The sequence below is a fragment of the Corynebacterium sp. HMSC076C10 genome, from assembly GCF_001812455.1.
In the GTDB taxonomy this organism is placed as follows: Bacteria; Actinomycetota; Actinomycetes; order Mycobacteriales; family Mycobacteriaceae; genus Corynebacterium; species Corynebacterium jeikeium_D.
Window position 1 is genome coordinate 142,193 of the sequence record NZ_KV809153.1, and the last position, 23,899, is coordinate 166,091.

General features: G+C 54.7%; 18 protein-coding genes. All 18 read right to left on the reverse strand.

What is annotated here, in order from left to right; all coding sequences use genetic code 11:
- Positions 1-363: 363 nt before the first annotated feature.
- A complete protein-coding gene (locus tag HMPREF2857_RS08315; RefSeq protein ID WP_070643565.1) occupies positions 364-3,375 on the reverse strand; it encodes a type I restriction endonuclease subunit R in 3,012 nt (1,003 codons plus the stop codon).
- Entirely contained in the window at positions 3,375-4,718 is a 1,344-nt protein-coding gene (locus HMPREF2857_RS08320; protein ID WP_070643568.1) for a restriction endonuclease subunit S, read from the reverse strand. Before HMPREF2857_RS08320 ends, HMPREF2857_RS08315 begins: the two co-directional genes overlap by 1 nt.
- A complete protein-coding gene (locus HMPREF2857_RS08325; protein ID WP_070643571.1) occupies positions 4,715-6,799 on the reverse strand; it encodes a type I restriction-modification system subunit M in 2,085 nt (694 codons plus the stop codon). Before HMPREF2857_RS08325 ends, HMPREF2857_RS08320 begins: the two co-directional genes overlap by 4 nt.
- 662 nt (positions 6,800-7,461) lie before the next feature.
- Positions 7,462-9,144, reverse strand: coding sequence for an AAA family ATPase (locus HMPREF2857_RS08330; RefSeq protein WP_141752750.1), 1,683 nt, complete (start codon positions 9,142-9,144; stop codon positions 7,462-7,464).
- Positions 9,145-9,188: 44 nt separating this feature from the next.
- Complete coding sequence (locus HMPREF2857_RS08335; RefSeq protein WP_168165029.1) at positions 9,189-10,064, reverse strand: DNA adenine methylase; 876 nt, start codon at positions 10,062-10,064, stop codon at positions 9,189-9,191.
- A gap of 114 nt (positions 10,065-10,178) precedes the next feature.
- Complete coding sequence (locus HMPREF2857_RS08340) at positions 10,179-11,090, reverse strand: copper transporter (RefSeq protein ID WP_070643576.1); 912 nt, start codon at positions 11,088-11,090, stop codon at positions 10,179-10,181.
- A 90-nt stretch (positions 11,091-11,180) separates the two neighbouring features.
- Complete coding sequence (gene steA / locus HMPREF2857_RS08345; RefSeq protein ID WP_070643579.1) at positions 11,181-12,365, reverse strand: putative cytokinetic ring protein SteA; 1,185 nt, start codon at positions 12,363-12,365, stop codon at positions 11,181-11,183.
- A gap of 25 nt (positions 12,366-12,390) precedes the next feature.
- Positions 12,391-14,130, reverse strand: a complete 1,740-nt coding sequence (recN, locus tag HMPREF2857_RS08350; RefSeq protein ID WP_070643581.1) for a DNA repair protein RecN — start codon at positions 14,128-14,130, stop codon at positions 12,391-12,393.
- A 57-nt stretch (positions 14,131-14,187) separates the two neighbouring features.
- Positions 14,188-15,150, reverse strand: a complete 963-nt coding sequence (locus HMPREF2857_RS08355; protein ID WP_049171641.1) for an NAD kinase — start codon at positions 15,148-15,150, stop codon at positions 14,188-14,190.
- Positions 15,143-15,982 carry a TlyA family RNA methyltransferase gene (locus HMPREF2857_RS08360; protein WP_070643620.1) on the reverse strand — a complete coding sequence of 280 codons (840 nt, stop codon included), beginning with the start codon at positions 15,980-15,982 and terminating at the stop codon, positions 15,143-15,145. Before HMPREF2857_RS08360 ends, HMPREF2857_RS08355 begins: the two co-directional genes overlap by 8 nt.
- 5 nt (positions 15,983-15,987) lie before the next feature.
- On the reverse strand, positions 15,988-16,239 hold the full coding sequence (locus HMPREF2857_RS08365) for a hypothetical protein (protein ID WP_070643584.1): 252 nt from the start codon (positions 16,237-16,239) through the stop codon (positions 15,988-15,990).
- Positions 16,240-16,245: 6 nt separating this feature from the next.
- Positions 16,246-17,286: an HAD-IIA family hydrolase gene (locus tag HMPREF2857_RS08370; RefSeq protein ID WP_070643586.1), complete on the reverse strand. Its 1,041-nt coding sequence runs from the start codon at positions 17,284-17,286 to the stop codon at positions 16,246-16,248.
- A 120-nt stretch (positions 17,287-17,406) separates the two neighbouring features.
- Positions 17,407-18,546 (reverse strand): tetratricopeptide repeat protein, encoded by a 1,140-nt coding sequence (locus tag HMPREF2857_RS08375; protein WP_070643589.1) that lies wholly within the window; start codon positions 18,544-18,546, stop codon positions 17,407-17,409.
- A gap of 112 nt (positions 18,547-18,658) precedes the next feature.
- On the reverse strand, positions 18,659-19,555 hold the full coding sequence (locus HMPREF2857_RS08380) for an RNase H family protein (RefSeq protein WP_070643592.1): 897 nt from the start codon (positions 19,553-19,555) through the stop codon (positions 18,659-18,661).
- A 44-nt stretch (positions 19,556-19,599) separates the two neighbouring features.
- Positions 19,600-20,358, reverse strand: coding sequence for an iron ABC transporter ATP-binding protein (locus HMPREF2857_RS08385; RefSeq protein ID WP_070643594.1), 759 nt, complete (start codon positions 20,356-20,358; stop codon positions 19,600-19,602).
- Complete coding sequence (locus HMPREF2857_RS08390; protein ID WP_070643598.1) at positions 20,355-21,398, reverse strand: iron chelate uptake ABC transporter family permease subunit; 1,044 nt, start codon at positions 21,396-21,398, stop codon at positions 20,355-20,357. Before HMPREF2857_RS08390 ends, HMPREF2857_RS08385 begins: the two co-directional genes overlap by 4 nt.
- Entirely contained in the window at positions 21,391-22,338 is a 948-nt protein-coding gene (locus HMPREF2857_RS08395; RefSeq protein WP_070602722.1) for an ABC transporter permease, read from the reverse strand. Before HMPREF2857_RS08395 ends, HMPREF2857_RS08390 begins: the two co-directional genes overlap by 8 nt.
- Positions 22,339-22,377: 39 nt before the next feature.
- Positions 22,378-23,394, reverse strand: coding sequence for a siderophore ABC transporter substrate-binding protein (locus HMPREF2857_RS08400; protein WP_070643600.1), 1,017 nt, complete (start codon positions 23,392-23,394; stop codon positions 22,378-22,380).
- Between the last annotated feature and the right edge of the window lie 505 nt (positions 23,395-23,899).

Below are 23,899 nucleotides of genomic sequence, written 5' to 3' on the forward strand. Positions count from 1 at the left end.
CCAGAGCTCTAGATGAGATTTTGATTTCTAGAAGCATTTTTCATAACAGGGTTGATTGGAAAAGAACGGAGCCGCGAATCGGGTTTTCTTTCCGAATTGTATGGCTCCGAGTTTCCTAAAGGCGAAAGGCACCTTGACCTAGGCGGCTCCAAGCACCGTAGCACAATTGGCCACAATAGATAAAAGCCCAGCTTGGGAAAAGGAGTCCGGGAATGCGCGACCGCACTGTGCAATTAGAAATATCCATACTTATTCCGCAGAGTTAGTGGGAGCATAGATCTGAAGAGGTCCTGCTAGGTAATCCCATCTAATTTCGAAGCAAGTCCGCCAGTCGGAATTGTCGCGCGCAATAAACAATAGTCGTTACGCTTTCTTGAACTTTGCTTTCAGAGCGTCAAAGATATCATCAGAGAACGCTTGAATGAGCTCCCTACGAGCATCATCTTCATTAAGCAAGAATTTGTGCCACTCGGTGTTCTGTGAGTATCCAGCGATGAGTGCATCTTGGGTTTGCTCCTCAACCGTGTGTCGGAAGCTACTCTTGCTGTTTACTCTCGCGCTTTGCTGAACCTTCGGGTCTTTGGCAAGGGTGGCCTGCAATGAGACTAGTGAACCAGCAGCAATATCGGTATCGAATGCGGTCCCAAAGCGGGAGTTCCAATCCTGGATAATTTTCGACAATTTCTCCAGTTGTGTCTCAGTTAGACCGCTACCGGTACCTTTTGCAATCTTTAACTCGGGCTTTGCGCTGAGTCTTTCGTTCTTGTATTCACCGCTTTTCTCGACTTTGAAGCCCTCGATTTTGATTTTATCGCTGAGATCAAAGTCCAACCCGCCTCCATGCCCGGCATCGATTGCTCGAATCAGGCTGGTGCAGAAGTTGTAATCCATGTGCATAGCTTTGTCTTCAAAGGGCATCACCTGGAGAAGGAACGTGTACTGTTTGATGAAGTTGCGAACCACCCGCCGTGCCTCGTCAGCAGTCTCTTCTTCCATGTCGGTGACCACTCGAGCAGCAGCGTCAATCAACGACCACATTTGCTGCTTGTCGCGGTGGCTCAGTTTCTCTTTGGCGAGCAGCTCGTTGTACTCCTCCACACTATCGATGTCGAGAATCTGCAGTTCTGTAAGCCGTCGATATGTTTCACGTACATCGTTAATCGTCAACGGATCGCTGAGCGCCGTTGTCTCGTAGTAGGGAGCGAAAGCCCTTTGGATATCCTCGAAGGCATTAGTGAAGTCCAAGATAAAAGTGCGCTTGTCGTAGACAATCCGGTTGAGGCGTGACAGTGTTTGAACAGCTGTGACACCACGCAACGTCTTGTCGACATACATTGAGCAGAGCTTCGGTTGATCAAAACCCGTCTGATACTTGTCCGCGACTATAAGCAGACGGTAGCTGTCAGTGTCGAACTCGTCAGCAGTGAGGTCATCGCTGAAACCGTTCAGCCCTGCTTCGCTCCAGGTCTTGCCATCAACCTCGACTTCGCCAGTGAAAGCCACAAGCGCCTGGTACTTTCCCAGGCGTGGCATGTCTGCGGCTCGTATCTTCTGATATTCGAGAAAATACCGAGCCGCCTGTTGACGCCCAGCAGTCACAATCATTGCCTTAGCTTTACCGTGAAGTGTCGGAGCCACAATAGAGGTAAAGTGTTCGATTATCACATGCAGCTTTTGGGCGATATTTTCCTCCGCCGTGGAAATCATGTGCGTGAGCTTGCGTTTTGCAGCCTTGCTCTCCAACTCGGGATCATCGTCGACTGCTTTCACAATCTTGCAATACGCCTCGTATGTTATGTAATTCGCGGTGACGTCGAGGATGAATCCTTCATCAATCGCCTGACGCATACAGTACAAGTCGAAGGCCTCATACTTTCCTTCCTCATTGAGTCGTCCGAATTGCTGCAACGTGCGTCCCGTTGGGGTTGCTGTGAATCCCACCATGGAAATGTTGGCCTGCCGAGACGACGAGCGCATCCCTTGAGCCACGAACTGAGCAAGCTCGTCCAGAGAAGAATCTGGCGCATTCCTACTGGCGAGAGCAGCATTGATTGATGCCATGTTTTTGCCGCTAGTCGAACCGTGTGCCTCGTCGATTATCACCACGAAGCGTTTACCAGATCCGGACAACTCACCTGCAGATAAATACAGAAACTTTTGCAGCGTCGTGGCCACGATTCGATAGCTGCTCTTGCGTCGGGTTCGATCAAGGCCAAGAGCCTTTCCAAGATCTGCTGAAGTCTTGTTCTTGTCCATGACTCTGACGATGCCGGAGTCTTTAGCCATGTCGACCACAGCGTCTTGGAGCTGCTTGTCTACGACTTTACGGTCAGTGGCGATGATGACCTTGTCATACAGCAGTTCGTCCGTGCCTGGCTTGTACAGGCTCGCGAGTTTGTGGGCCAGCCATGCAATGGTCTTCGTTTTGCCGGATCCTGCTGAGTGTTCGATTAAGTAGTTAAGCTGCAGCGGGCTGCGGAGCATGTCACTAGAGACTGAGCGTACTGCACGAATCTGCTGGTAACGCGGGAAGATCGGACGCTCGCCAATTTTACGTCCGTGATTGTCCCTACTCGTCTCGATGTAGATGAAGTCGTAGAGCAGGTCGAAGATTGTTTCTTTCGTCCAAATCTGCTCCCACATATAGGATGTATTGATTCCCTGCGGGTTATGTGGGTTGCCGCCGGTTACAGTATGTAAATCTTCGCCAACAGGCTGCCCTTGGTTGAATGGTAGGAAGAAAGACTCTCGACCTTTGAGCTCTGCACACACGTAGACCTCGTTAGTGTCCATTGCGAAGTGTGCGAGTGCTCCGATTTTCGGGGAAAGCAGTCGCGTCCTGCAGTCACGCTCCATTTGGTACTGGGCAATAGCATTGCGATAGTCGCCCGAGGCTGAAGTGTTGCACTTGAGTTCGACGGTAAATAGTGCCAGGCCGTTCAAGAAGATGACGAGGTCAATCCGCTCACCGTCTTTGTGATTAACCTCTTCCATAATCGACAGCTGGTTCGCGTCGAACAGTTCGCGTGACTTCAGGTCGAACCCAGCCGACGGGCGTGGATACACCAGGTCAAGCTGAATCCCTCCATCGAAGTCCACGCCATTCCAGATTGCATGAATCAGCCCATCGGTGCTGATCTTGTGCGTTATCTTGCGACGAACAGTAGCGTCAACCCCGCCTTTATATGTAGCCCGCAGCATCGCGAGTGTCTCCCCCTGTGTGCGCTCGAGGAAGTTAAAGAGCAGCTCTTCGTCGAGTGCCCACACCGGATCAAACACAGCATGAGGTCGCTCAATGTATTCAGCAGTCCCAACCAACTCGTCAATTATCAGACGCTGAAATGCCTTCTCGTTCAACGGATTATCCACAGCCATCAGACGACCTCGCTCACACGCCGCTTACCTGTCACATACTCAAAAACTATCGATGTCTTTTGCTGTTCCAAAAGAGAAAGCTGAGTTCGCTTCTTTTCAATCGCTATGTCGAACGTTTCGCATCTCATGTCGAGCCTCTGGACGACTTTCAGTTGCTCGAGGGTAGGAGGCAAAGTCACCATTAGGTTTTTTAGGTATTCGCTACTGACGTTATCGACCGTCGATTTGTCCTTAACCAGCACCTTCAGTAAGTTTTCGTTGTTTCCTTTAACAAAGTACATCAAGAATTTTGGGAGAATTTCCCCCTTCGTTACTAATGCTTTCACATCTTGGTTGATAGCCATGGGCCGGCCTAGTACAGCAATCGGCACTGTGTGTTGCAAAACTCCGGACCTCACGACGAGGATAGGGGTCCCTTCCGAGAGAACCTTTGTCGAGCAGCTAGCAACTGCAGCCTGAGATATTTGGTAGGTTGTCGCTTCGATCACGTTACTTTTCACTTCTTGTGATGAAACCCACGGGATATCGCCATTCCAAAAATCTAAGTTGTCCTTACTGGGTGTCGCTCCACTCTCGAAGGCAACTAGGTTTCTAAGCCTATTCACGCCCCAGTGTTCCGGGATCTCGCCAATCCACTCAACACCACTGGGCTTCATCGGCACCGTCGAATCGAGCCCCTTCGTCACAGCTTCATGAATAATTGACTTCTTAAGCTTCTCGAGAACCTCTAGTTCTTGCTGCAAGAGCTCAATAGCGCGGTCAATCTTAGCGGTCGCAGCGTCTAAGAGGGCAACAATCTGTTGCTGTTCCTTTAAGCCAGGAAGGGCAATGGCGTTGTGAGAAAGCAACTTAGAGGTGTTCAGATTCTGAATACCTGTTGTCTGGTTAAAAAAAGGGACAAACGAGGAAGACTGATATCCTGCTGTCCACCAATACGCAAAAAAACCTGGGACGCAACAATCTTTACGTATCGTAACCCGTTCTAAGAAGTTAGAGAAGGCAGCTCGTATAGGAGATTTTATTAGAACTGCTCTGCCTACAGGAGTTTTCTCTCCGCCGCCTGATTTTTCAATCAGCAAATCTCCTGGGCGAACCATCACTTTTTCAAAATCGTTCGTCGAGTAGAGTCTACGAGTAAAGTTCTCCTGAGATTTCAGCCCGAGAGTTTCGTAATTGAAGTCAGCTGCTCGGAGGCAAAACTCACCATCATCGATGACCAGCGGCGTCTCGCCCCAGTTTCCGTTTTGTCGCGATTCGATACAGTATCGAGCTGGCATCAAGGCCCATGATTTGGGGACTTCGGGCATCCACGGGGATTTCGTCTTCTTTGTTTCAAAGTTCATAGTATTTCACCCAAGATTCCGGCGAGTTCCTCTTCTAGCTGAAAGAAACGCTTCATGAGAGCCTCAGATGGTTCAGGTTCCTGGAACTGGTAGAAGTAGCGAGCGAAGGGAATCTCAGCTCCAGTCCTAATCTTGTCTTCATCTTCTTCGTCTACCCACACGGCATCGGGCACGTACGGGAGCACTTCGCGCTCCATATAGTCTTCGATGTCTACTGTGAGCGGCACGATTTCAAGGTCTTTCGTGGTTGGGTCGAGAATGATGTTGCCCTTGCGGTCATGCCGGATGGGCGCAGTCTTATCTGGTTCAGAGAGCCGGTCTGCGATTTTTTCCAGCATGGCTTTCGTCTGGTTAGAAGTTTGTTTGACCCGGTGGTCGGGTAAATCCGCTAGGACGGCCCGGAGGTGTTTAATGAACTCTGTCGAGTCCTGCCAAATTTGATCGGTGATGTTCTCCCGAAGCATGTCCAGTATTTGCTCGAAGACTGGTTCGGCCATTTCCAATGCAGCAAGGTTTTTACTTTGCTTAGTATCCCGATCGGCAGGGTCAATCAAGCGCAGCTCTTCAAGCTTGGCAGGATTGTGCATGGTGTCAGAAAACTTGCCCTCGGCAAGCTTTGCGATGCGTTCTTCCGTGATGCAGTAGTTGCGTTGAAGGGGCTTGTAGATAGCGTACTCGTGGTAAAGGAACTCATCAGCATCAACAATCTTACTTTGTTCGGTTTCTGCAAAGTCCGTGTACATGGCGACAATCTGGTCGATTTGGGAATCTGCAATGTATCGACGTTTTTTGCCAAGAGATCGGCGCATCGGGGTCCACAGATTGCTGGCATCGATAAGCTGAACCTTGCCCTTGCGATTAAGACGCTTGTTTTTGGAAAGCACCCACACATAAATCGAGATGTCAGTGTTGTAAAACAAGGAGCCAGGCAGCGCGATGATGGCCTCGATGTAGTCGTGTTCGAGTAACCAGCGTCGCACCTGCGATTCGCCAGAAGAGGTGCTACCGGAAAACAGTGGGCTTCCGTTGGAAATCACGCACGCCCGCCCCACCCTCTCTTCCATCTTGTACACAATGTGTTGCATAAACAGTAGTTGCATATCGCCCTTGGCAGGAAGACCTGCGGGAAACCTATTGGCCGAGGCAGATTTGGAGTGCTCAGCCTTTACGGCTTTCTCTACACCAGTCGCAGCATCCTTACCACCCCAAGGTTGCCCAAATGGAGGGTTAACAAACTGCAACCGCATATATTCACCAGGGAAGCAGTCTTCTTTCATTGTGTCAGCCAACTGAATACTGTTCGCGCGCTGATTCTTAATCAGCATGTCGGCCAAGCAGATTGCGTGCGATTCGGGATTAACTTCTTGCCCGTAGACGTAGACCGAGGCCTCCGGACACATGTCACCGAGTTCTTCCCTTGCAACAGAAAGCATCCCTCCTGTACCGCAGGCGACATCTGCCACGTTAATGTTCTTGCCCGGTTCAAACAGGTCCTCACTTCCCTCTGCGAGGCCAAGACGTACGAGCAAACGCACGACTTCACGTGGTGTGTAGTGGTCACCAGCTTCAGCGTTTTCAGAGAAACGGCGAATAATTTCTTCGAACATATACCCCATGGCCACGTTGCTGATGCGTTCGGGAGAAAGCTCGAGTTCAGAAAATTTACGCACGACTCCCGTGAGCCGTGCCCCCTTATGCATCTTATCGATTTGGGCGCCAAAATCGAGACCGTCGTTCTTGTCGAGAATCATACGAATGTTCGGAGAGAAGGCATCGAGATACGTCTTTAAATTACGGTGCAACTGAGCAGGCTCGGCAAGCAACTTTTCAAGGGTGTAGCGGCTCGTATTATAAAATGGATATCCGCTAACCTTTTTCAGGATAACGTCAGGTGTGCTCTTATCCTGCTCATAAACCGTACACACCGCGTCTTTTGATTCTTCAAGTGCGCATTCGAGTCGTCGGATAATAGTCATCGGAATGATAACGTCTTTATACTTGTCAGCTTGATACGTGCCACGCAACGAGTTAGCGATGCTGAACACATGATCGACTTGTTTTTGCACATCAAACTGAGACATAGGTGGATTCCTTTAAGTCCATTCTGTTAAAACGGTTTCAACGATGTCAACAACCTAACAATCAATGACTTGGCAACGATGTAGGGTTATGTCGTACAAAAAGATTCATATCTTGTTTAAGTACACCATGAAGATGAGTAAAAAAACCAGAATGCCCTTCTCTGAGTAATGAAGCATCTAGTAGGGCCGCACGCAAAGCTCTTCCAGCAGCTAATGGAAAAACCCTAACAAGACTCGCCATGTCGGGCCAATCATTTCAAATACCCCTCAACACGTCTCTCTTATTTACACCCAATAAGTGAGCGAATAGACCTATGTGGAGGCACCAATTGCCGTACCCAATAGCAGCAATTAAAGAATCCAGACCCGGCCAGCTTCGACTCTATATCAAATTCGGCAGCAAAGCCACAAAAGCGTTAAAACGGTGCAGAATGTGACTTACCATTATCTGTTAGAAAAACCGAAGGCTTACGGAAGAATAAAGTACTTAGACAGAATCATATGGAAATTGCCGTCTAAGACTGCCCGGTACTTTACTGAGAAAAGATATTGCAGCCTGTAAGCTCCAACTCAATAACGGATTAAATGAAGCAAAATTTGAAAATTAACCAAATAAAGCCAAGACCTATACCGAAGATTTACGCAAGGCTAAACAAACACAATTACCCATTATCAAAATCCCATGAATCCGACGGAATTCCTGCAACCGCCGACACTTTCCTGAAAATGATAACTAACCCGGAACAAAATTCCTCAAGGTAATCCTTACCTGCAGCAGAATTAAGCCAATGCTTAAACAGCATACAGAAAAACTCCTGGTTTTTGTTAAAGACCGATTTAAAGACCTCTCGCTCCTTTTTATTACCTCTTTTATTTTGCTCCTCAACAGAACCCAAAATATGGCTGATGAAGTACTCAGGACTATACCCGAGGTTATGCAGTTTAGGACTATCCCAAAAATTATCAGCAGCCTCAATTAGCGATTGCCCCACACCGAGAAGAAACTTTTCAGGCGAAACGCCATCGCCTGGGAGAAATAGAATTCTCGATCGATAATTAGCGTAATTCTTATCAGGCCGTTTATCCCCATCTAATACTGCAATAAATGGTATTTGAAGCGACAACAGATCATTCTTCATAATATTACGTATTTGATCACCCCCGACATTTATATCTAATATTTCGAGTAGATTGACAATCCGTTTCACTCGCCCGTCATACTCCCCTTCTTGCGCGATAGCGATTTTATTAAAAACCAATTGTAACAATAATCGCGCTTCTCGATCTTCAGACCATAAAAAAACCTTAGTCGAAACCGTTAAATCCTTAACCGTCTGCTTTCGTAGACTAAGCCGAATTTTATGAGAGGTAGGGTCGTCCATCGATTTAATCATTGGACCGACCTTTCTAAGGTATGTTACACTCCCTTTACATAGCAGCGCATGCTCTAACAAATCAATACTATGGGTAGTCGCAATAGTTTGAATATTGTACTCTTCCGCAACATCGGTTAATAAATCATACAATTCAAACTGCATAGAAGGATGTAGAGTTGCATCAATCTCATCGATTAAAAAAAGTGCGTTCTTAAATTCAGGATCATTAACACTATCGACATAGTCAATCAGTAGCGCCAACGAATACAAAATAATAAACAGATTATCTTGTCCCGCAGATATTGTGTTGGAATCAACACCGTCAATATCTGTATCAAAACTTCCGCGAGTCTTGATTTTTGATAACCCCTCCAATGAAAGATTGGCCAGTCCTTTCAAGCCGGTCAACCGTTCATAATTGCTAACCAGCCATTCATGACCTTTATTAGAAATTTTCGCTACTCTAATTCTCCTGGTGTCCACATCCATCTCTTCACCAAATGGAATTAGCCGAGACAGGCCAAGATAAAGAACAGGAGTCGACGGCAAATTCATTCCCTGCTTTCCTTTATACGGAGGCTTTACAGCAAATCTTTGGGCCTTTACTGAGTTATGCTTTCTAAAATTGAGTTCGGCACCATTCTGATAGTTGACACGGTATAACGGGCCTTTCCCAGATTCACTATTCGGGTTCGCTTTGCTAGACTTAAGCAATTTTTCAATTTTAGGATTCATTTGATTTGATATCGATGAAAAGTTCTTTACAACCCTTTCTTCATTAATCCAAGAAGAATTGGCATTAACCTTTTTAAAAGAGTTTGCGACCGCAAATAGAATTGACGATTTCCCGGTTCCATTTTCCCCAGAAATTAAATTCACGGATTCAGAAAAATTGATGTTAATACCTTTTACATTTCGATAATTGTAAAAATCAATAGACTCTATAACGCTGGACCAATTCTTGTTCACGGTTACAAATCCCTTTCCGAAATACTAGTTTTGATTAAACGATATTATTTTGAAGGTATCAGATTTTTTGAAAACATCATAACTTCATTACCCTGATAGCTCCTGTTTGCCGTATACCGGAGATTAAATCTAGCCATCGGTTGATTCCGATACAGGTTATGAATCAACGGAACATCGTCATAAGACAACATCCAATTCTTAATCGCTGAGTCTTTGGATGTGAGCTTTCGGCTCAATTCCCTATGAGAATTATCATTGAATTTGCATGTATATAGTTTCGACCCTTTTTCGATATACGGAGGATCTAGATATATCAAAGTGCTTTCATTATCTCTAATTCCGTTAAGTAGCTCAAATATATCTTTATTCATCACCGTTAATTTACTTGAGTTGTTGCCTATAACCTCTATTTTCGATATCAGACTTTTCTTGTTAAAACGTGCGTCGATTTTGTCTCTACCGTTCTGGGAAACACCTCCGATTACACCTCCATTAATTACTCCTGATCTACTTGTCCGATTGAGGAAAAAAAATAGTTTTCCAAGTTCGTCATTCGGAGTATTTTGTTTGTAGTTTTCTTTGTACTCAACTTTCCATCGCTTCCAATTTTCTAGCGAGATATCTTCTTTTTCAATTGCCTTAATTAATTCTTCGGGCCTATTTTTAACTAATCTCCAGAACGAAAATACGGCAGCATCTATATCGTTAATTGTAACTTTGTCAACAGAGTTGTTGACAAGAAGGTTTATTGCTATCCCTGCTCCACCCGCAAAGGGCTCTATATATTCATTCAAATGTGGGTTGTCGCTCAAAATACTTCGGAAATAGTTGCCTAATACACCTTTCCCGCCTGGATACCGCAACGGGGAATAATATTGACGTTTGAGCGATCTTTCTATTTCAAGAATGTTAAATTGCAACAGCTTAAATCCCCTCTATTTGGGAGTTTCCTGTTCGACATAACTTTTATATATATAATCGAATTTGCTTTTTTGAAATATTTGGTTTTAGTGTTTCTACCATTGGCTATACAGTTAAGAATGTGCATATCCCCCAACAACCCCAACCTGCCCCGCAGCGTCAGACACCGCGTCTACACGCTTCACAGCAGGGTCGGCGCCCCAACGTTCGTCAGGAAGAGCGCTGACACCTTCGCGGCCGAAGCCATCAGTCCCCACCACAACGTGACCAGCAGCATCCTCACCAGCGTCGAAGCCCTCAGCAAGCGCCACAGCCAGATCCGCAACCAAGCCCGCACCGAACTCCGGATCCTCGCCCTTATCAATCGCAGCGCGCGAGACCGTGCCGTGATTACCAATAATCACAATGCCAGCAGCGGGGCGGAGCGTCCCCTCCTCATACTCGACGAAACCGCCGCCCTTCAGGGCCTCTAGCAGTAGCTTTCGGTCAGCAGCGGAAGCCCGCTCTCCCCCATCCTTATCCAGCTCCAACACTGGAGCCAGCGCTTGGCCAGCCTGGCGGCCCGGCTCGCGGCGCTCAGGGTCCAGCTGCACATCAGCAGGCAGCGAAGTGGAAACCGTGTCCTTCAGCTCATCTGCACCAGCGGCAGAGAGGAACTTATCCGTCAGATTCAACACGCCGGCATCGGGGGCACCGGCAGCGCGCAGGGTCTCGGAAACCCCTGCAAGCTGCTCATCCGTGGCATCGGGAGTGGCGACAACAAGGACCGGCACATCCTTCAAAGAGTTCTTAACAATCTCCCCGACGATGGGCTCGATGATGCGGTTGGCTTCATCGGCACGCGCTTGCTGCGCATCAGCGCGGGCAACGGCGGCATCGCGCTCAGAGGCGGCACCAGTGCCGAAATCAATGCCAGCACCAGCAGGGTTCAGCACATAAGCACCCAGCGCAGCACCTGCCGCAATACCGAGGGCAGCACCTGTCACACCGGCTGTAAACTTCCCGCTCCTGCGCTTCTTCGCCATCGCCCGTCCCTTTTCCTTTCGCCGACGCCTCAATCAGCTCTGACAGCCGAAAACTTTTAGGCGCTCATAGTGCTCAAAATACCGCTAAAACTACTTAAACAGCCCCTGGAACCACAGTGCAATGGAGTTCCAGGTATCGATCAGATTCTCGCTGACAGAACCATCACCGGAGGTACCAGCGATAGCGAAAATCACCGCAACGGCGACAAAGATAGCCAGGATTGCCCAGGCCACACCGAAACCACGGCTATTGACCTGGTAGAGGTCGGCGACCATGCGACCGTCGACAAGCTTCTCCCCGACCTTCAAACGCGACAACAACGCCGACGGCACACCGCTCTGGTTCTCAGCGTGGTAAATGCTGTCGATGTTCTGCGGAGCGCCGACGGAGACGACCATGTCGGCGTCGTGATGCGCGGCGAAGACCAGCGCCAGGTCAGTGGCGGAATCGGACAGCGCCGGGAAGGTCATGGCGCCAATGCCGAGGTCCTGGATGCGCTCAAGGCCCACCGCGTGACCGTCCGGGTCGGCAGGCAGAATCACGCAGCCGGCAGACCGCAGCGCCTCGGAGTTAATGTTCTCCGGATCGCCGATGATGTAGTCCGGCTCGTACTTCAGGTCGAAGAGCGTGTCGGCACCGGCGTCGACGCCGATGAGCAGCGGCTCGTACTCGCGGATGAAGTTCTTTAGATCTTCCAGCGTCTTGCGGTGTCCCTCACCGGGGCTGACCACAACGACCTTGCGGCCGCGCAGCGGCTCTGTCTCGTCCGGAATGCCCAAGCCATCGATGTAGAGCGGAGACTCGGTCTTGGCGAACTCCACCAAGTTGCCGGAGAGAGCTTCCAGACGGTCGACCATGCTGGTGCGGCCCTCGTCGAAGGCGCGCTCGAGCTCGTCCTGGTCGACCTCGTCGCCCTGTCCAATCAGGCGGTCACCGTGGTAGAGCTTGCCGTCGTCAAGCCTGCCGTTCTTGCCGTCCTTGAGCTTCTCAAAGACCTCGTCGCCGACGTTCTGCACCATTTCGATGTCGGCGTCGCGCATCATCTGCGGGCCGTAATTCGGCATAAAACCCGTGGTAAACGCGCCGGTGTTCACCACTGCGGCGACCTTGGCATCAATCAACTGCTGTGCCAGTGGACGCGAGATATCCGGCGCATCGATCACCACGATGTCGCCTTCGCCCATGCGCTTGAGCGCACGATCCAGGCGGGAACCATCCCGCACAGTCCCCGAAATGCCAGGAAGATCTTTTTCGTTCCGAGAGAACAGACTCATGGCACTTAGTGAAACATAAGTGCAGCTACTTGGCCGCGAAGGCGCGCCGAGCTTGATCCAGAAGATCTTGCGCGTGCGCCCGTCCGGAGTCCGAATCGTCCAAGCCCGCCATCATCCGCGCGAGCTCGTCAATCCGCTCCTCATCGCCCAGGCTCGTCACCTTCGACGACACCGCACCCGAGCGCGCATCCTTGCTGACCACCAAGTGGGTATCCGCAAACGCCGCCACCTGAGGCAAGTGCGTGACGACGATCACCTGGTTGTTCACCGCCAACTGCTTCAGGCGCTTGCCAATCTCCACAGCCGCGCGCCCACCAACACCGGCATCGACCTCATCGAAAACCATCGTGTGTCCGGCCTGTCCTTCGGCGAGGACAACTTCCAATGCCAGCATGATGCGGGAGAGCTCACCTCCGGATGCGGATGAGGCCAGCGGGCGTGGTTCAGCACCTTCGTGAGCGCGGAGTTTGAACTCAATGTTGTCCACACCAGCGGGGCCAAAAGTGTCGGCCTTGTCGATCTCCACCACCAGAGAGGTGTGTGGCATGGCCAGGCCCTTGAGTTCCTTGGTGACGGCCTGTTCCAGGTGCTTTGCGGCTTTCGCGCGGGCCTTCGAGAGTTTCCGCGCGGTGGTGCCGAGTTTCTTCTCCGCGGTCTTGATCTCTGCGGTGAGTTTGTCCAGGGCTTCGCCGGAGACATCCAGCGTGGCGAGCTTGCGCTCCGCCTTATCCCGCCAGGCCAGGACACCTGCGATATCCGGGGCGTATTTGCGGGTGAGGTTCTTGATCTCCACCTGGCGCTGCATGAGCTTGTCCAAGGACTCGGTTTCCTCCGGCAGACCAGAGAGGAACGCGCCAAGGCCAGCGGAGATCTCAGAGAGCTGGCTGGTCAGTTCATTGAGCTGGTTGGAAAACTCGGTGAGTTCCTCGTCGTCTGCGGCGGCGAGCTCGTTCGCGGCGGCGCCGAGGAGTTCGGCGGCACCGGAGTCCTCGTTGGCGGCATCCATGCCGGTCGTGCTCACGGCGGCGGCGCCATCGATGGCGGCCAGCGCCACGGCTGCAGCGTCGCGGAGACCATCCAGGTCCTGCATGCGGCGGATCTGGGAGGCCAGGTCCTGGTCTTCGTCCGGTTCGGGTGAGACCGCATCGATTTCTTCGATGGCGAAGCTGAGCTGGTCGGCACGCATGGCCAGTTCGCGGCGCTTGGAGGTCTTCTCTTCTAGTTCTTTGGCCAGGGCGCGCCAGTGTGCACGCTGCTGCCGGTAGGTTTCCAGCGTTGGTGCGATGGTGTCGGCATCCATGCGGTCGATGGCCGCACGCTGCTCATCAGCGCTTTGCAAGCGCAGCTGATCATTCTGGCCATGAATGGCAACCAGACGGGTGGAGACATCCGCCAACGCCGCAGCCGAGGCACTGCGGCCTCCAACCCACGCCCGGGAGCGGCCCTTCGCGGAGACCTGACGGGCAAGCAGGTACTCGTCATTCTCATCGCGTTCGCCGCCGAGTTCAGAAACCACAGCATCGATGGTCGCTGACTCTTCCTCCGAGAGGTGCTCGGTGGACACGCGACCTTCCACCAACGCCTTGTCTGCGCCGGTGCGCACGCGGCCGGCGTCGGCACGCGCGCCACAGAGCAACTTGAGGCTTGTGACCACCATGGTCTTACCCGCACCGGTTTCACCTGTCAGTACGGTCAGGCCTGGGCTGAATTCAAGCGTTGCATCGGGGATAACACCGAGGTCGCGGATGGAAATCTCAGTCAGCATGGCGCCTGCAATCAGTCCTTCCCTTGAAGTTGGGGTCTCGTCTGCCGTGTTTGGAGGCTATTGGGCTTCGGCGGGGCCGCGCCACCCGGACGTCGGCAAGCGGAACTTGTGCACCAGACGATCGGCGAACGGCTGATCGTCCAGACGCACCCAGCGAACCGGCTGCGCGCCGCGCTCGATTTCGATGCGGCTACCCGGCGGCATGGTGATGTTGCGGAAGCCGTCGAGCACCGCGATGGCCTCGGCGGTGTCGTGGTTGGTCTCAATCGCGATAGTCGAATGCGGTGAGATCACCAGCGGGCGGGAGAACAGCGCGTGGGCGTTGTTGGGCACGACGAGCATAGCGTCGAGCTCCGGCCAGAGTACGGGACCACCTGCGGAGAAGGCGTACGCGGTGGAGCCGGTCGGCGTGGAAATTAGCACACCATCGCAACCGTAGGAACTCACCGGGCGACCATCGACTTCCAAGATGACGTCCAGCACGCCACGGCGGTTGACATTTTCGATGCTGACTTCGTTCAGCGCCCAGCCCGAGCCAATGACGCGGCCGGTGGTGTCACGGACGGTGACGCGGATGGTCATGCGGTCTTCAATACGCCAGGAACGCTTGATGACGCGGCTAATTGCCTCCGTCATGGACTCCTGCTCCCACTCGGCGAGGAAGCCCACGTGCCCCATGTTGATGCCGAGCACCGGCAGGTCAGCCGAGTGCGCAATGTCAGCGGCGCGTAGGAAGGTGCCGTCGCCGCCGAGGACGAGGACGAGTTCGCATCCCGACGCCGCCTGCGGGGAATGCCAGTAGCGCGGGTACTTGCCGAGCGTCGGGTGCGCAGCCAGCGCCTCCGGGTTCTTACCGGCCAGCACGCGGATATCGATACCCGCGGCCTCTAGCAGCTCGGCAGCCTCGGCGGCCATTTCCAGGTTGGCGCTGCGGCCGGTGTGCGGGACCAGCAGAATCTCGCGCTTGCCGGCGCTGGTCTTGGGCTTGCTTTCCCGTGAGTGAGTCTTCGCGCTAGTCATTGTGCGGCCCCTCCTCAACAGCCTTGGCGATGGCCGCAGCCATAGCCTCATCACCAATATCGCTGGCGCCGCCGTCTTTCACCAGCCACAGGAAGAACTCCACGTTGCCGCTCGGACCCGGCAGCGGGCTGGCCACGGCTGCGCGGAAGGACAGCCCCAGAGTGCGGGCGTATTCGGCGACTTCCTGGACAACTTCCTGACGCAGTGCATCGCTGCGCACGACACCACCGGAGCCAAGGCGCTCCTTGCCCACCTCGAACTGCGGCTTGACCATTGGCAGCAGGTCAGCGCCCTCGTCGAGGCAGGAAACAATCGCTGGCAGGACCAGCTTCAAAGAAATAAACGACAGGTCGCCAACCATGACATCGGCCGTGCCGCCAAGTATCTCCGGGGTCAGCGTGCGGACATTAGTACGGTCGAGCACAACCACCCGCGGGTCATCCTGCAGGCGCCAGATCAGCTGACCGTAGCCGACATCGACGGCGTAGACGGTGTCGACATCGCGGCGCAGGCACACATCGGTGAAGCCGCCCGTGGAGGCACCGGCATCCAACGCCTTCCGGCCCTTCAAGTCCAGGCCCTGCGGCTCGAAAGCTTCCAGCGCACCGAGCAGCTTGTGCGCACCGCGCGATGCCCAGTTCTCATCTTCTTCCAGACCACTGACGCGAATGGACACGTCGCCTGTCACCGCAGTCGCAGGCTTGGAGGCGACAAAACCGCCGACCTCCACTCGGCCGGCCTTAATCATGTCCACTGCCGCTTCACGGGAGCGAGCAATCTTCCTTCGCACCAACTCCGCATCGAGCCTGCGCTTAGGAGCTTTCTTTGCCACCGCGTTCACTTTCCTTCCCTGCGTGACGAGCCCAGGGCCTCATACAAAATCTCATGCGCCCGCTCAAACTGCGCGACTCTCTCCTGCGGAGTTGGCGCAGGTGCAGACAGTGCGGCCGCCACCTGCTCGCGGACATCCTCCGGAGTTACCTCGCGCGCGCCGGGCATCGCTGCAGGGCTAGGTGCAGGCCCGGGTTTCGGCCCTGGCACAGGACCAGACCCCTGCCCCTGCCCCGGCTTCGGTGCAACCTCACTCATCGGCTATCACTTCCGCCAGGCAGCCAGCGCCGCCTCAGCAGCCGGGCCCTCCGCGCGGACCTGCGCGACCTCGACCGCGCCAGCACGACCAGCCTCAGAGTTCCACACCACATCCACGACCGTCAGCAGAGCCGCCACCGCAGCCTCCGCTGGGTTCGCCAACCGAGGATCTTCCGAGTCACCGCCAGAAAGAACAATGACACCGGCCTCCGCGTCGTCGTAACGCGCGGTGAAACCAGCCTGCGGAGCCGGACGTGCCTGATCCAGCTCACGATTCAGTGCGGTCATGTCCGCACCGATGAGCGTCGGACGGTGCTCGGGCGGCGCTGCGACGACATCCATATGCGTGGAAACACCCGTGACCACCATAAACGTGTCCATCTTTGCGGCGTTCCCGCCTGCGATGTCGGTATCCAGGCGGTCCCCAATCGCCAGCGGATTCTTCGCGCCCACACGCTCCGCAGCCTTAATGAACATCGGCGGCTTCGGCTTACCCGCCGACAGCGGCGCCACGCCCGTGGTCGTCGAAATCGCCGCAGCGACCGCACCGTTGCCAACCAGGAAACCGCGCTCCGACGGCAACGTCGTATCCAAATTCGATACCAGGAAGCGCGCACCTCGCGACACCGCCAGCGCCGCCTCCGACATCTGCTTCCACGTCATCTCACGGTTGAGCCCCTGGAACACCGCCGCAGGATTGTCATCAGCAGAATCCACGAGGTTGTACCCCGCCTCACGAGCCAACTGCTTAAACGACTCCGCACCCAACACAAAAACGTTCGAGCCCGGCTCAATGACCTCCGCCGCCATCTCGATGGCCGCCTGCGCCGACGTCATCACATCGTCCGCGTGAACGTCATAGCCCAGCCCATTGAGCTGATCCGCCACCGTCTGTGGCGCGCGCGAGGCATTGTTGGTAATAAACACCATCGGCAGCGCCGCCTCAGTCAGCCCCTCCAGCGCGTTCGGAATCGCCGCGCCACCCTCGTAAATCGTGCCATCCAGATCCAGCAGAGCGGCATCATAGGAAGAAGCGACAGAAGCCATGGGGGTTCATTTCTCCTTTTACGAAATAGGAACGCTTTACGACGAATTGTAGATGCGCAGCCCGATTGCGCCAGCGGTGCGTTAGCGGTGGCTGATGTTGCGAGCCGGCAGCTGGGCTGATTACTTGCTCAGCTCTTCGATGCGCTCACGAGCATCGAGCATCTGGTCCACATCGATCTTGGCGCAGCGGGTAAACCACACCTTGGCATCATCTTTACGACCGGCCTCCACCAGCGCATCAGCGTAGGCGTAGAACAGACGAGCTGCTTCGAAGTCCTCGCGGTCCGGGTTCAGATCCTGGGTCTCCAGCTCAACCAGAGCCTCATCGATCTGGCCCATATCTCGGCGAGCACCGGCGGCGACGATAGCCAGCTCAGTCTTGGACTCGTTGTCCAGCTGCTTGGCTTCCTCGGAGCGAGCCAGCTCGATGGCCTTCTCTGGGCGGCCGAGGCCGCGCTCACAGTCCGCCATGACCGCGAGCATACCCGGGCCACCGGAGATGCGGCGAGCCGCACGCAGCTCCGCCAAAGCTTCCTTCCACTCACCTGCGTGGTAAGCGGCAACACCAGCGGTCTCACGAACGACACCGACGCGACCAGCGCGGTCCTTCGCTGCGCGGGCGTGCTCCAGGGCACGCTGCGGGTCTTCAGCCATCAGGATTGCGGACATAATCATGTGACGAGCAACCTTGTCGGCGTTGTCCTTAGCCAGGCTCTTCAGATCCTGGCGCACGCTCGGGTCGAGCTCGTCTGCGCGAATGTCATCTGGCAGCTTCGGCTCGTTCTTACGGGCCTCAATGCGCTCCTCGCGGAAGCCTGGGCGCTGCGGGCCGGTGCGGTGCGTACGCTTCTCATCCTGGAAGCGGCCACCACGGTTGGAGCGACGTGGCTTGCCACCACGACGGTCGAAGTCGCGACCTCCCTGGCCACCGCGCCCGCCCGGGCCGCGACGATCATTGCGGTCATCGCGATTGTAACCACGACCGCCACGGCCACCGCGCTCATTGTGGTCGCCGCGGTTAAAGTCACGATCATCGCGATCATCACGACGGAAGCCCCGCGAACCACGGGAATCGCGGTTACCGCCATGACCACCGTGACCACCACGGCCACGACCACCTGGGCCACCACCCTGTCCACGACGATCGTTGCGGTTGCGCCCGTTAAAGCCGCCCTCGCCACGACCATGGGAACGGTTAGACCCGCGGTTTCCGCGATTTCCTCGGCCTTCGCCGGAACGAGGACCTTCGTGCTCAGCCATGAAGTCGGAGCTCCTTATATGTAATGAGTAAAAGAATTTATGTGTTTTCAGGCTACCAGTAACCTCGGATTGCCTGGTGGTCTACCTAAAAGACCAAACTTTCATACTACTGCTAAGACCTGCCCACATTCCAGCCCAGCAAACGTGCGGAACCTGTGGCCTTCCCCACTGCCTCCGACAAATCCCAGACAACCAGGCCCACCCAGTCGTCAGTGGTGAACTGCGCGGTGGCGGTGGTTCCCTCGACGCGGAGCTCATGCTCGGCATCCGAAAGCCCGTCTGGCACGGCGAGGTTGGCGCCCAGGGCGTCGTCAAGCAATGCCTTGAGTGCGCGGGCATTACCCTGCTCAGCGCGATGTGCGGCGCGGCGGAAAATGGTGAGCGCTTCCTTGGCGGCGTCTTCGGGTGTCACGGTGGTGTCGACGGCGAGGTCAAAGAGGCCTTCCTGCTCGAAGGTTGCAGCCTTGGGCGTCTTGGGCTCGGAACTAGGCGCGGCGGGCGCGGTTTTTGTCGGCGCCGCATTCGTCTGCGCGCGACTACCCGCGCCAGCGAACCCTGGCCCCTCGGGTACGGCGGTGCCCTTCTGATACGCAGTGGCGGCGGCGCGGGCGCGCTGATCAGCGGCCTCGTTCATGTCGTGGCCGGAGTGTCCCTTAACCCACTCGAGGTGGATATTGCGGCCGACGAGCAGCTGGTCGATGTCCTGCAAGATATCGACGTTGAGGACGGGCTTGCCGTCGCGCTTCTTCCATCCCTTGCGCTTCCACCCCGGCATCCACTTGGTAACGGAGTTAATCACGTACTGCGAATCACACAGTACGAAAAGAGGTTCGTCGGGGATGTGCGCGGTAGCGCGGAGCAGCTCGGCAAGAGCAGTGAGCTCCCCGCGGTTGTTGGTTCCCTCTCTCCATCCGCCGGCGGCCCAGCAGCTGTCGTCGATATACCAGCACCACCCGGCAGGTCCGGGGTTGTGCAAGGCGGAACCGTCAACGGCAGCAGTAATAGTCATGAGGCTAGATTGTATCGGCTGCGTGGGGCCGGCTCGGAATTGGCTTAAGAACCGTAGCAGGCGACCGGGCCGTGCGGGCCCTCGACGATGTCAATCTGAGTGTTGAAGATTGGGCTCAGAACCTCCGAACGCATCAGCTCTGCGGTTGGGCCGTGCTCGACAATCTGGCCATCCTTGACCGCACAGATGTAATCGGCGTAGCGAGCCGCGAAATTGATGTCATGCAACACCACCACCATGGTGCGCCCCAACTCGCGCACTGCAGTGCGCAGGTACGACATGATGTCGACCGAATGAGAAATATCCAGGTTGTTCAACGGCTCGTCGAGAAGCACGTAATCCGTCTCCTGGCAGAGCACCATTGCGACATACGCGCGCTGACGCTGACCGCCAGAGAGCTCGTCGAGGTAGCGGCCCTGGAGCGCCTCAAGATTGAGGAACTCGATGTACTGGGAGATGATGCGCTCGTCCTCAGCGGTCAGGCGCCCCTGGCTGTACGGGAAGCGGCCGAAACTGACCAGCTGGCGCACGGTGAGACGCGTGACGAAGTGGTTGTCCTGGCGCAGAATCGACAGCACCTTCGCCAGATCCTTCGACTTGGTCTTGCCCACGTTGTATGGGCCGACGTTGATGTCGCCGGAATCGACTGCAAGGAGACGGCCAATCATAGTCAAGAGCGTGGACTTGCCCGCACCGTTCGGACCGATCAGAGCTGTAATTGCGTTGGCTGGAATTTCCAGGTCAACGGGGCCAATTGACACCTCGCTGGTATAGCTCTTGCTTACACTGTCGAGGAGAATCATAGCCGTCCCTTCTTCAAAACGACGTAGAGGAAGATCGAACCGCCAACCAGCTCGATGATGATGGACACCACGCCCTGGGCATAGAAAACGTGATTGAGGATGAAATACGCACTGGCCAGCGTGACGTAGCCGATCAGCGCCGCCAACGGCAGTACAAAGCGGTGGTCATAGGTATCCGCAGCCTGGTACGCAATGGTCGCGACCAGGAAGCCGAGGAATGTCATCGGGCCGACCATAGCCGTCGATACTGCCATCAGCACCGACACCGCAACCAGCACGGTGATGGACCGAACCTGGTAATTCACGCCCAGATTCGTCGCGACTTCACGCCCCAACGACATGACATTGAGGGCCCGCGAATGCAGCGCAATCACCACGATTGCCGCAATCACCAGCGGGATCGCCACCGGGAAAAACTCCGGGTCCGCGTTGTTGACAGAGCCGAACAGCCGCGCCGTCAGCAGGTCAAAATCCGAAGGCGTCAGCATGCGCTGCATAAATGTCGATACCGAGCCCAGCCCGCCTCCGATGACAATGCCCACCAGGAGCATGCTGTGCATATCCGCGCCCTGCCCGGTCAGCAACCAGGCGTACAGCACCAGCGACAGCCCCACCATCAGCGCGAGCTGCAGCACAAACGCGCCAACCGAGCCAGCTTTCATCAGCCCCGTCGCACCAAAGAAGTACACCGCGGCGGTGCTGATAGCCACATACAGCGCCTCAAAGCCCATAATCGACGGCGTAATAATCCGGTTATTCGCAATCGACTGGAAAGCCACTGTCGCGATGGCATGGCAGCAGGCAACCACGATCATGGCAATTACGGCATCAAGACGCCGGCGCGCGATCAGCCAAAACCCATCCGTACCGAACGGCAACGGGTTGTCCCACGCAAGCAGACCCGCGGTAAACAACGTCGCCAAGCCCGCCAGCACAGCAATGATAATCCAGTACCTGCGCGCCGCCGCACCCGCGCTAAACGACGTCGTTTGCGGGCCAACCTGGTTGGTTCTAGCTGTAGTTGAACTGAGATTAAGCACGACGTCGCTCCACAATCAGATAGACGAAAATTGCAGCACCCAGGATGCCGAGAATCACCGATACCGGGATCTCGAACGGGGCGATAATGACGCGGCCAATCAAGTCCGCGACCGTCACAATGGCAATGCCCACCAGGCATACCCAGGGCAGATTGGAGCGCAGATCATCGCCACGGAACATGGAGACAATGTTGGGGACAACGAGGCCCAGGAAGGGCAGATTGCCCACCACTACCGTAACCAGGCCCGTTGCAATGGCAATCAGGCCGGTGCCCAGGAACACGATTCGCTTGTAGTTCAGACCGACGTTGGTGGCAATGTCCTCACCAAGCCCCGCAACCGTTAACCGATCGCTGAATACGAAGACAATCGCAACCACAATGACGACCAGCCACAGGAATTCGTATTGCCCTTTATAAATGGCAGTAAAAGAGCCTGCGAACCACACGCCTAGCGACTGCAGCATGTCCGTCTGCAACGCAAAGAAAGTCGAAATCGAACTGACTACCGCACCCAACATGATGCCCACGATGGGCACAACCAGACTTGACTTCAAAGCGACACGGCGCAAGAACAGGAAGAACACTGCCGTGCCGATGAAAGCGAAGATGATTGCCCCGCCCATCCGGCCAAGCATCGAGGCCGAAGGAAAGAAATACATCACGAAAATCAGGCCGAGACCAGCCCACTCCGTGGTTCCCGTGGTGGTGGGTTCGACGAACTTGTTGCGCGTAAGTAGCTGCATGACCAAGCCACACATCGCCATCGCGGCACCCGAGAGCACTAGTGCAATGGTTCGCGGTATACGCGTAGTGGCGAACATCTCCCAGCCGTCGTCGGCGCCCAGGATGTCGTATTGGCCTACAAACAGCGACATAGCCACCAGGACTGCCACAAAGGCAATCCCGATGGCTAGTCGGGAATCCAGTAACTTCTGCATAGAGTTGGTGAGGTACTCCTGTGACTGGTCAGAGAACTATTAGGCCTGCTCGAAGGCGTCGGCAAGCCCGTTCAGAATCTCCGTGTACGTGATAATGGACTCGTTGGTGTAGGTGTCCTCTGGGGCGTAGTAGATCTTGCCCTCCTTGACTGCCTTCACGTTCTTCAGCGGAGCAGCCTCCTCGACCACAGACTGTGCCGAACGGTACTCATCGGTACCGCGGACAGAGGTGCCGGCATCGCGGTCAAGCACCATGATGAAGTCCGGGTTCGCCTCAGCGATGGACTCGGCGGAAATCTCATCACCCTGGTGGTCATCGCTGGCCTTGTCGACCTCCAGCGCCGGCTTCATGCCAATCAGGTCGAACAGCGGGCCGTAGGTACGACCAACAGTCGGAGCAATGTAACCGAGGGTGCCGCCCGACGAGTTAAGTGCCATGACCTTCACGTCCGGGTTGTAAGCCTTGCGGGCGCGCTCCAGAGCCTTGTCAAAGCCAGCGATGAGCTGATCGGCCTCCTTCTCCTTACCGAAGATGGTGCCCAGGCCCTTAGCGTGCCGCTTGAGCTCCTCGTCCAGTGGCTTACCCTCGCGCGGCTCAAACTCCACAATCGCGGAGTTCGGGGCAAGCTTCTTCAGGTCATCGTAGTACTGACCGAAACGCTGACCGTTCACAATCAGGTCCGGGTCAGCAGCAGCAACAATTTCGAGATTCGGCTCGCGGTGATTGCCGATGTCCTGAATGTCAGGGTTGTCCTTGTAGTCAGGAATCGTGAACGGAATCAGCTGCTTCGGAGCTGCCGCCAGCTTAATACCCCACTGGTTGAGCATCTCGAAGGAACGGTTATCCGTGGCCACAACAGAGTCAATCTCGGCAGGTACGGTCTGCTCACCGTGGTTGTCGGTAACAGTAACAGTTGCCTCGTTACCTGCAGCTGCAGACTTATCCTCGTTGCCGGCATCAGTAGAACATCCACCAAGAACAAGTCCAAGGCTCGCAACAGATGCAGCTACGATATTGCGGACATTGCGAAAACGGCCGGAGTTTGAACGCGCCACTTAAAGGCATCCCTTCGGTCACAGTACGATGGTTAAACAAACGCCACTAAGACGCCGTTACCCAATCACTTACTTAGGTAATCATTACCTGTGAGACATTAGCTTAGGGTTCCCTATTTAACAAGTAAATACGTTATGAAATTGCGCAATATTTAGGGTGGAGTTCTTCTATTTGTTTAGTATTAGCTAATTTGTGCAGGTAAAGGTATGACTGCAGCGTTCGATAACGGGGGTAACTTGGGTCCTACCGAAGGTAGCGTGTGCACTATCGACGCATGTTTGGGCCTAGTTGGGCGTAGTTGGGCCTAGTTGGGGATGAGCTTGCGGCTTTGCTTGTGAGAATGGGCTGCACTTGAATACGGGCTGTACACGCGATTGGAGGCTATACGTGTGAGTACAGGCTGCAGGCATAAATACGGGCTGCAAACGTGAAACTGTATGAGTTTATGACACTTTCAAGCGATCTTTCGCGGGTAGGGTCAGGCGGTCATTGCATCATGGATAA

What these genes read in the sequence shown, in the direction of transcription:
- HMPREF2857_RS08315 (WP_070643565.1), bottom strand. Translation starts at nt 3,375, where the DNA reads ATGGCTGTGGATAATCCGTTGAACGAGAAGGCATTTCAGCGTCTGATA.
- HMPREF2857_RS08320 (WP_070643568.1), bottom strand. Translation starts at nt 4,718, where the DNA reads ATGAACTTTGAAACAAAGAAGACGAAATCCCCGTGGATGCCCGAAGTC.
- HMPREF2857_RS08325 (WP_070643571.1), bottom strand. Translation starts at nt 6,799, where the DNA reads ATGTCTCAGTTTGATGTGCAAAAACAAGTCGATCATGTGTTCAGCATC.
- HMPREF2857_RS08340 (WP_070643576.1), bottom strand. Translation starts at nt 11,090, where the DNA reads ATGGCGAAGAAGCGCAGGAGCGGGAAGTTTACAGCCGGTGTGACAGGT.
- steA (WP_070643579.1), bottom strand. Translation starts at nt 12,365, where the DNA reads ATGAGTCTGTTCTCTCGGAACGAAAAAGATCTTCCTGGCATTTCGGGG.
- recN (WP_070643581.1), bottom strand. Translation starts at nt 14,130, where the DNA reads ATGCTGACTGAGATTTCCATCCGCGACCTCGGTGTTATCCCCGATGCA.
- HMPREF2857_RS08355 (WP_049171641.1), bottom strand. Translation starts at nt 15,150, where the DNA reads ATGACTAGCGCGAAGACTCACTCACGGGAAAGCAAGCCCAAGACCAGC.
- HMPREF2857_RS08365 (WP_070643584.1), bottom strand. Translation starts at nt 16,239, where the DNA reads ATGAGTGAGGTTGCACCGAAGCCGGGGCAGGGGCAGGGGTCTGGTCCT.
- HMPREF2857_RS08370 (WP_070643586.1), bottom strand. Translation starts at nt 17,286, where the DNA reads ATGGCTTCTGTCGCTTCTTCCTATGATGCCGCTCTGCTGGATCTGGAT.
- HMPREF2857_RS08375 (WP_070643589.1), bottom strand. Translation starts at nt 18,546, where the DNA reads ATGGCTGAGCACGAAGGTCCTCGTTCCGGCGAAGGCCGAGGAAATCGC.
- HMPREF2857_RS08380 (WP_070643592.1), bottom strand. Translation starts at nt 19,555, where the DNA reads ATGACTATTACTGCTGCCGTTGACGGTTCCGCCTTGCACAACCCCGGA.
- HMPREF2857_RS08385 (WP_070643594.1), bottom strand. Translation starts at nt 20,358, where the DNA reads ATGATTCTCCTCGACAGTGTAAGCAAGAGCTATACCAGCGAGGTGTCA.
- HMPREF2857_RS08395 (WP_070602722.1), bottom strand. Translation starts at nt 22,338, where the DNA reads ATGCAGAAGTTACTGGATTCCCGACTAGCCATCGGGATTGCCTTTGTG.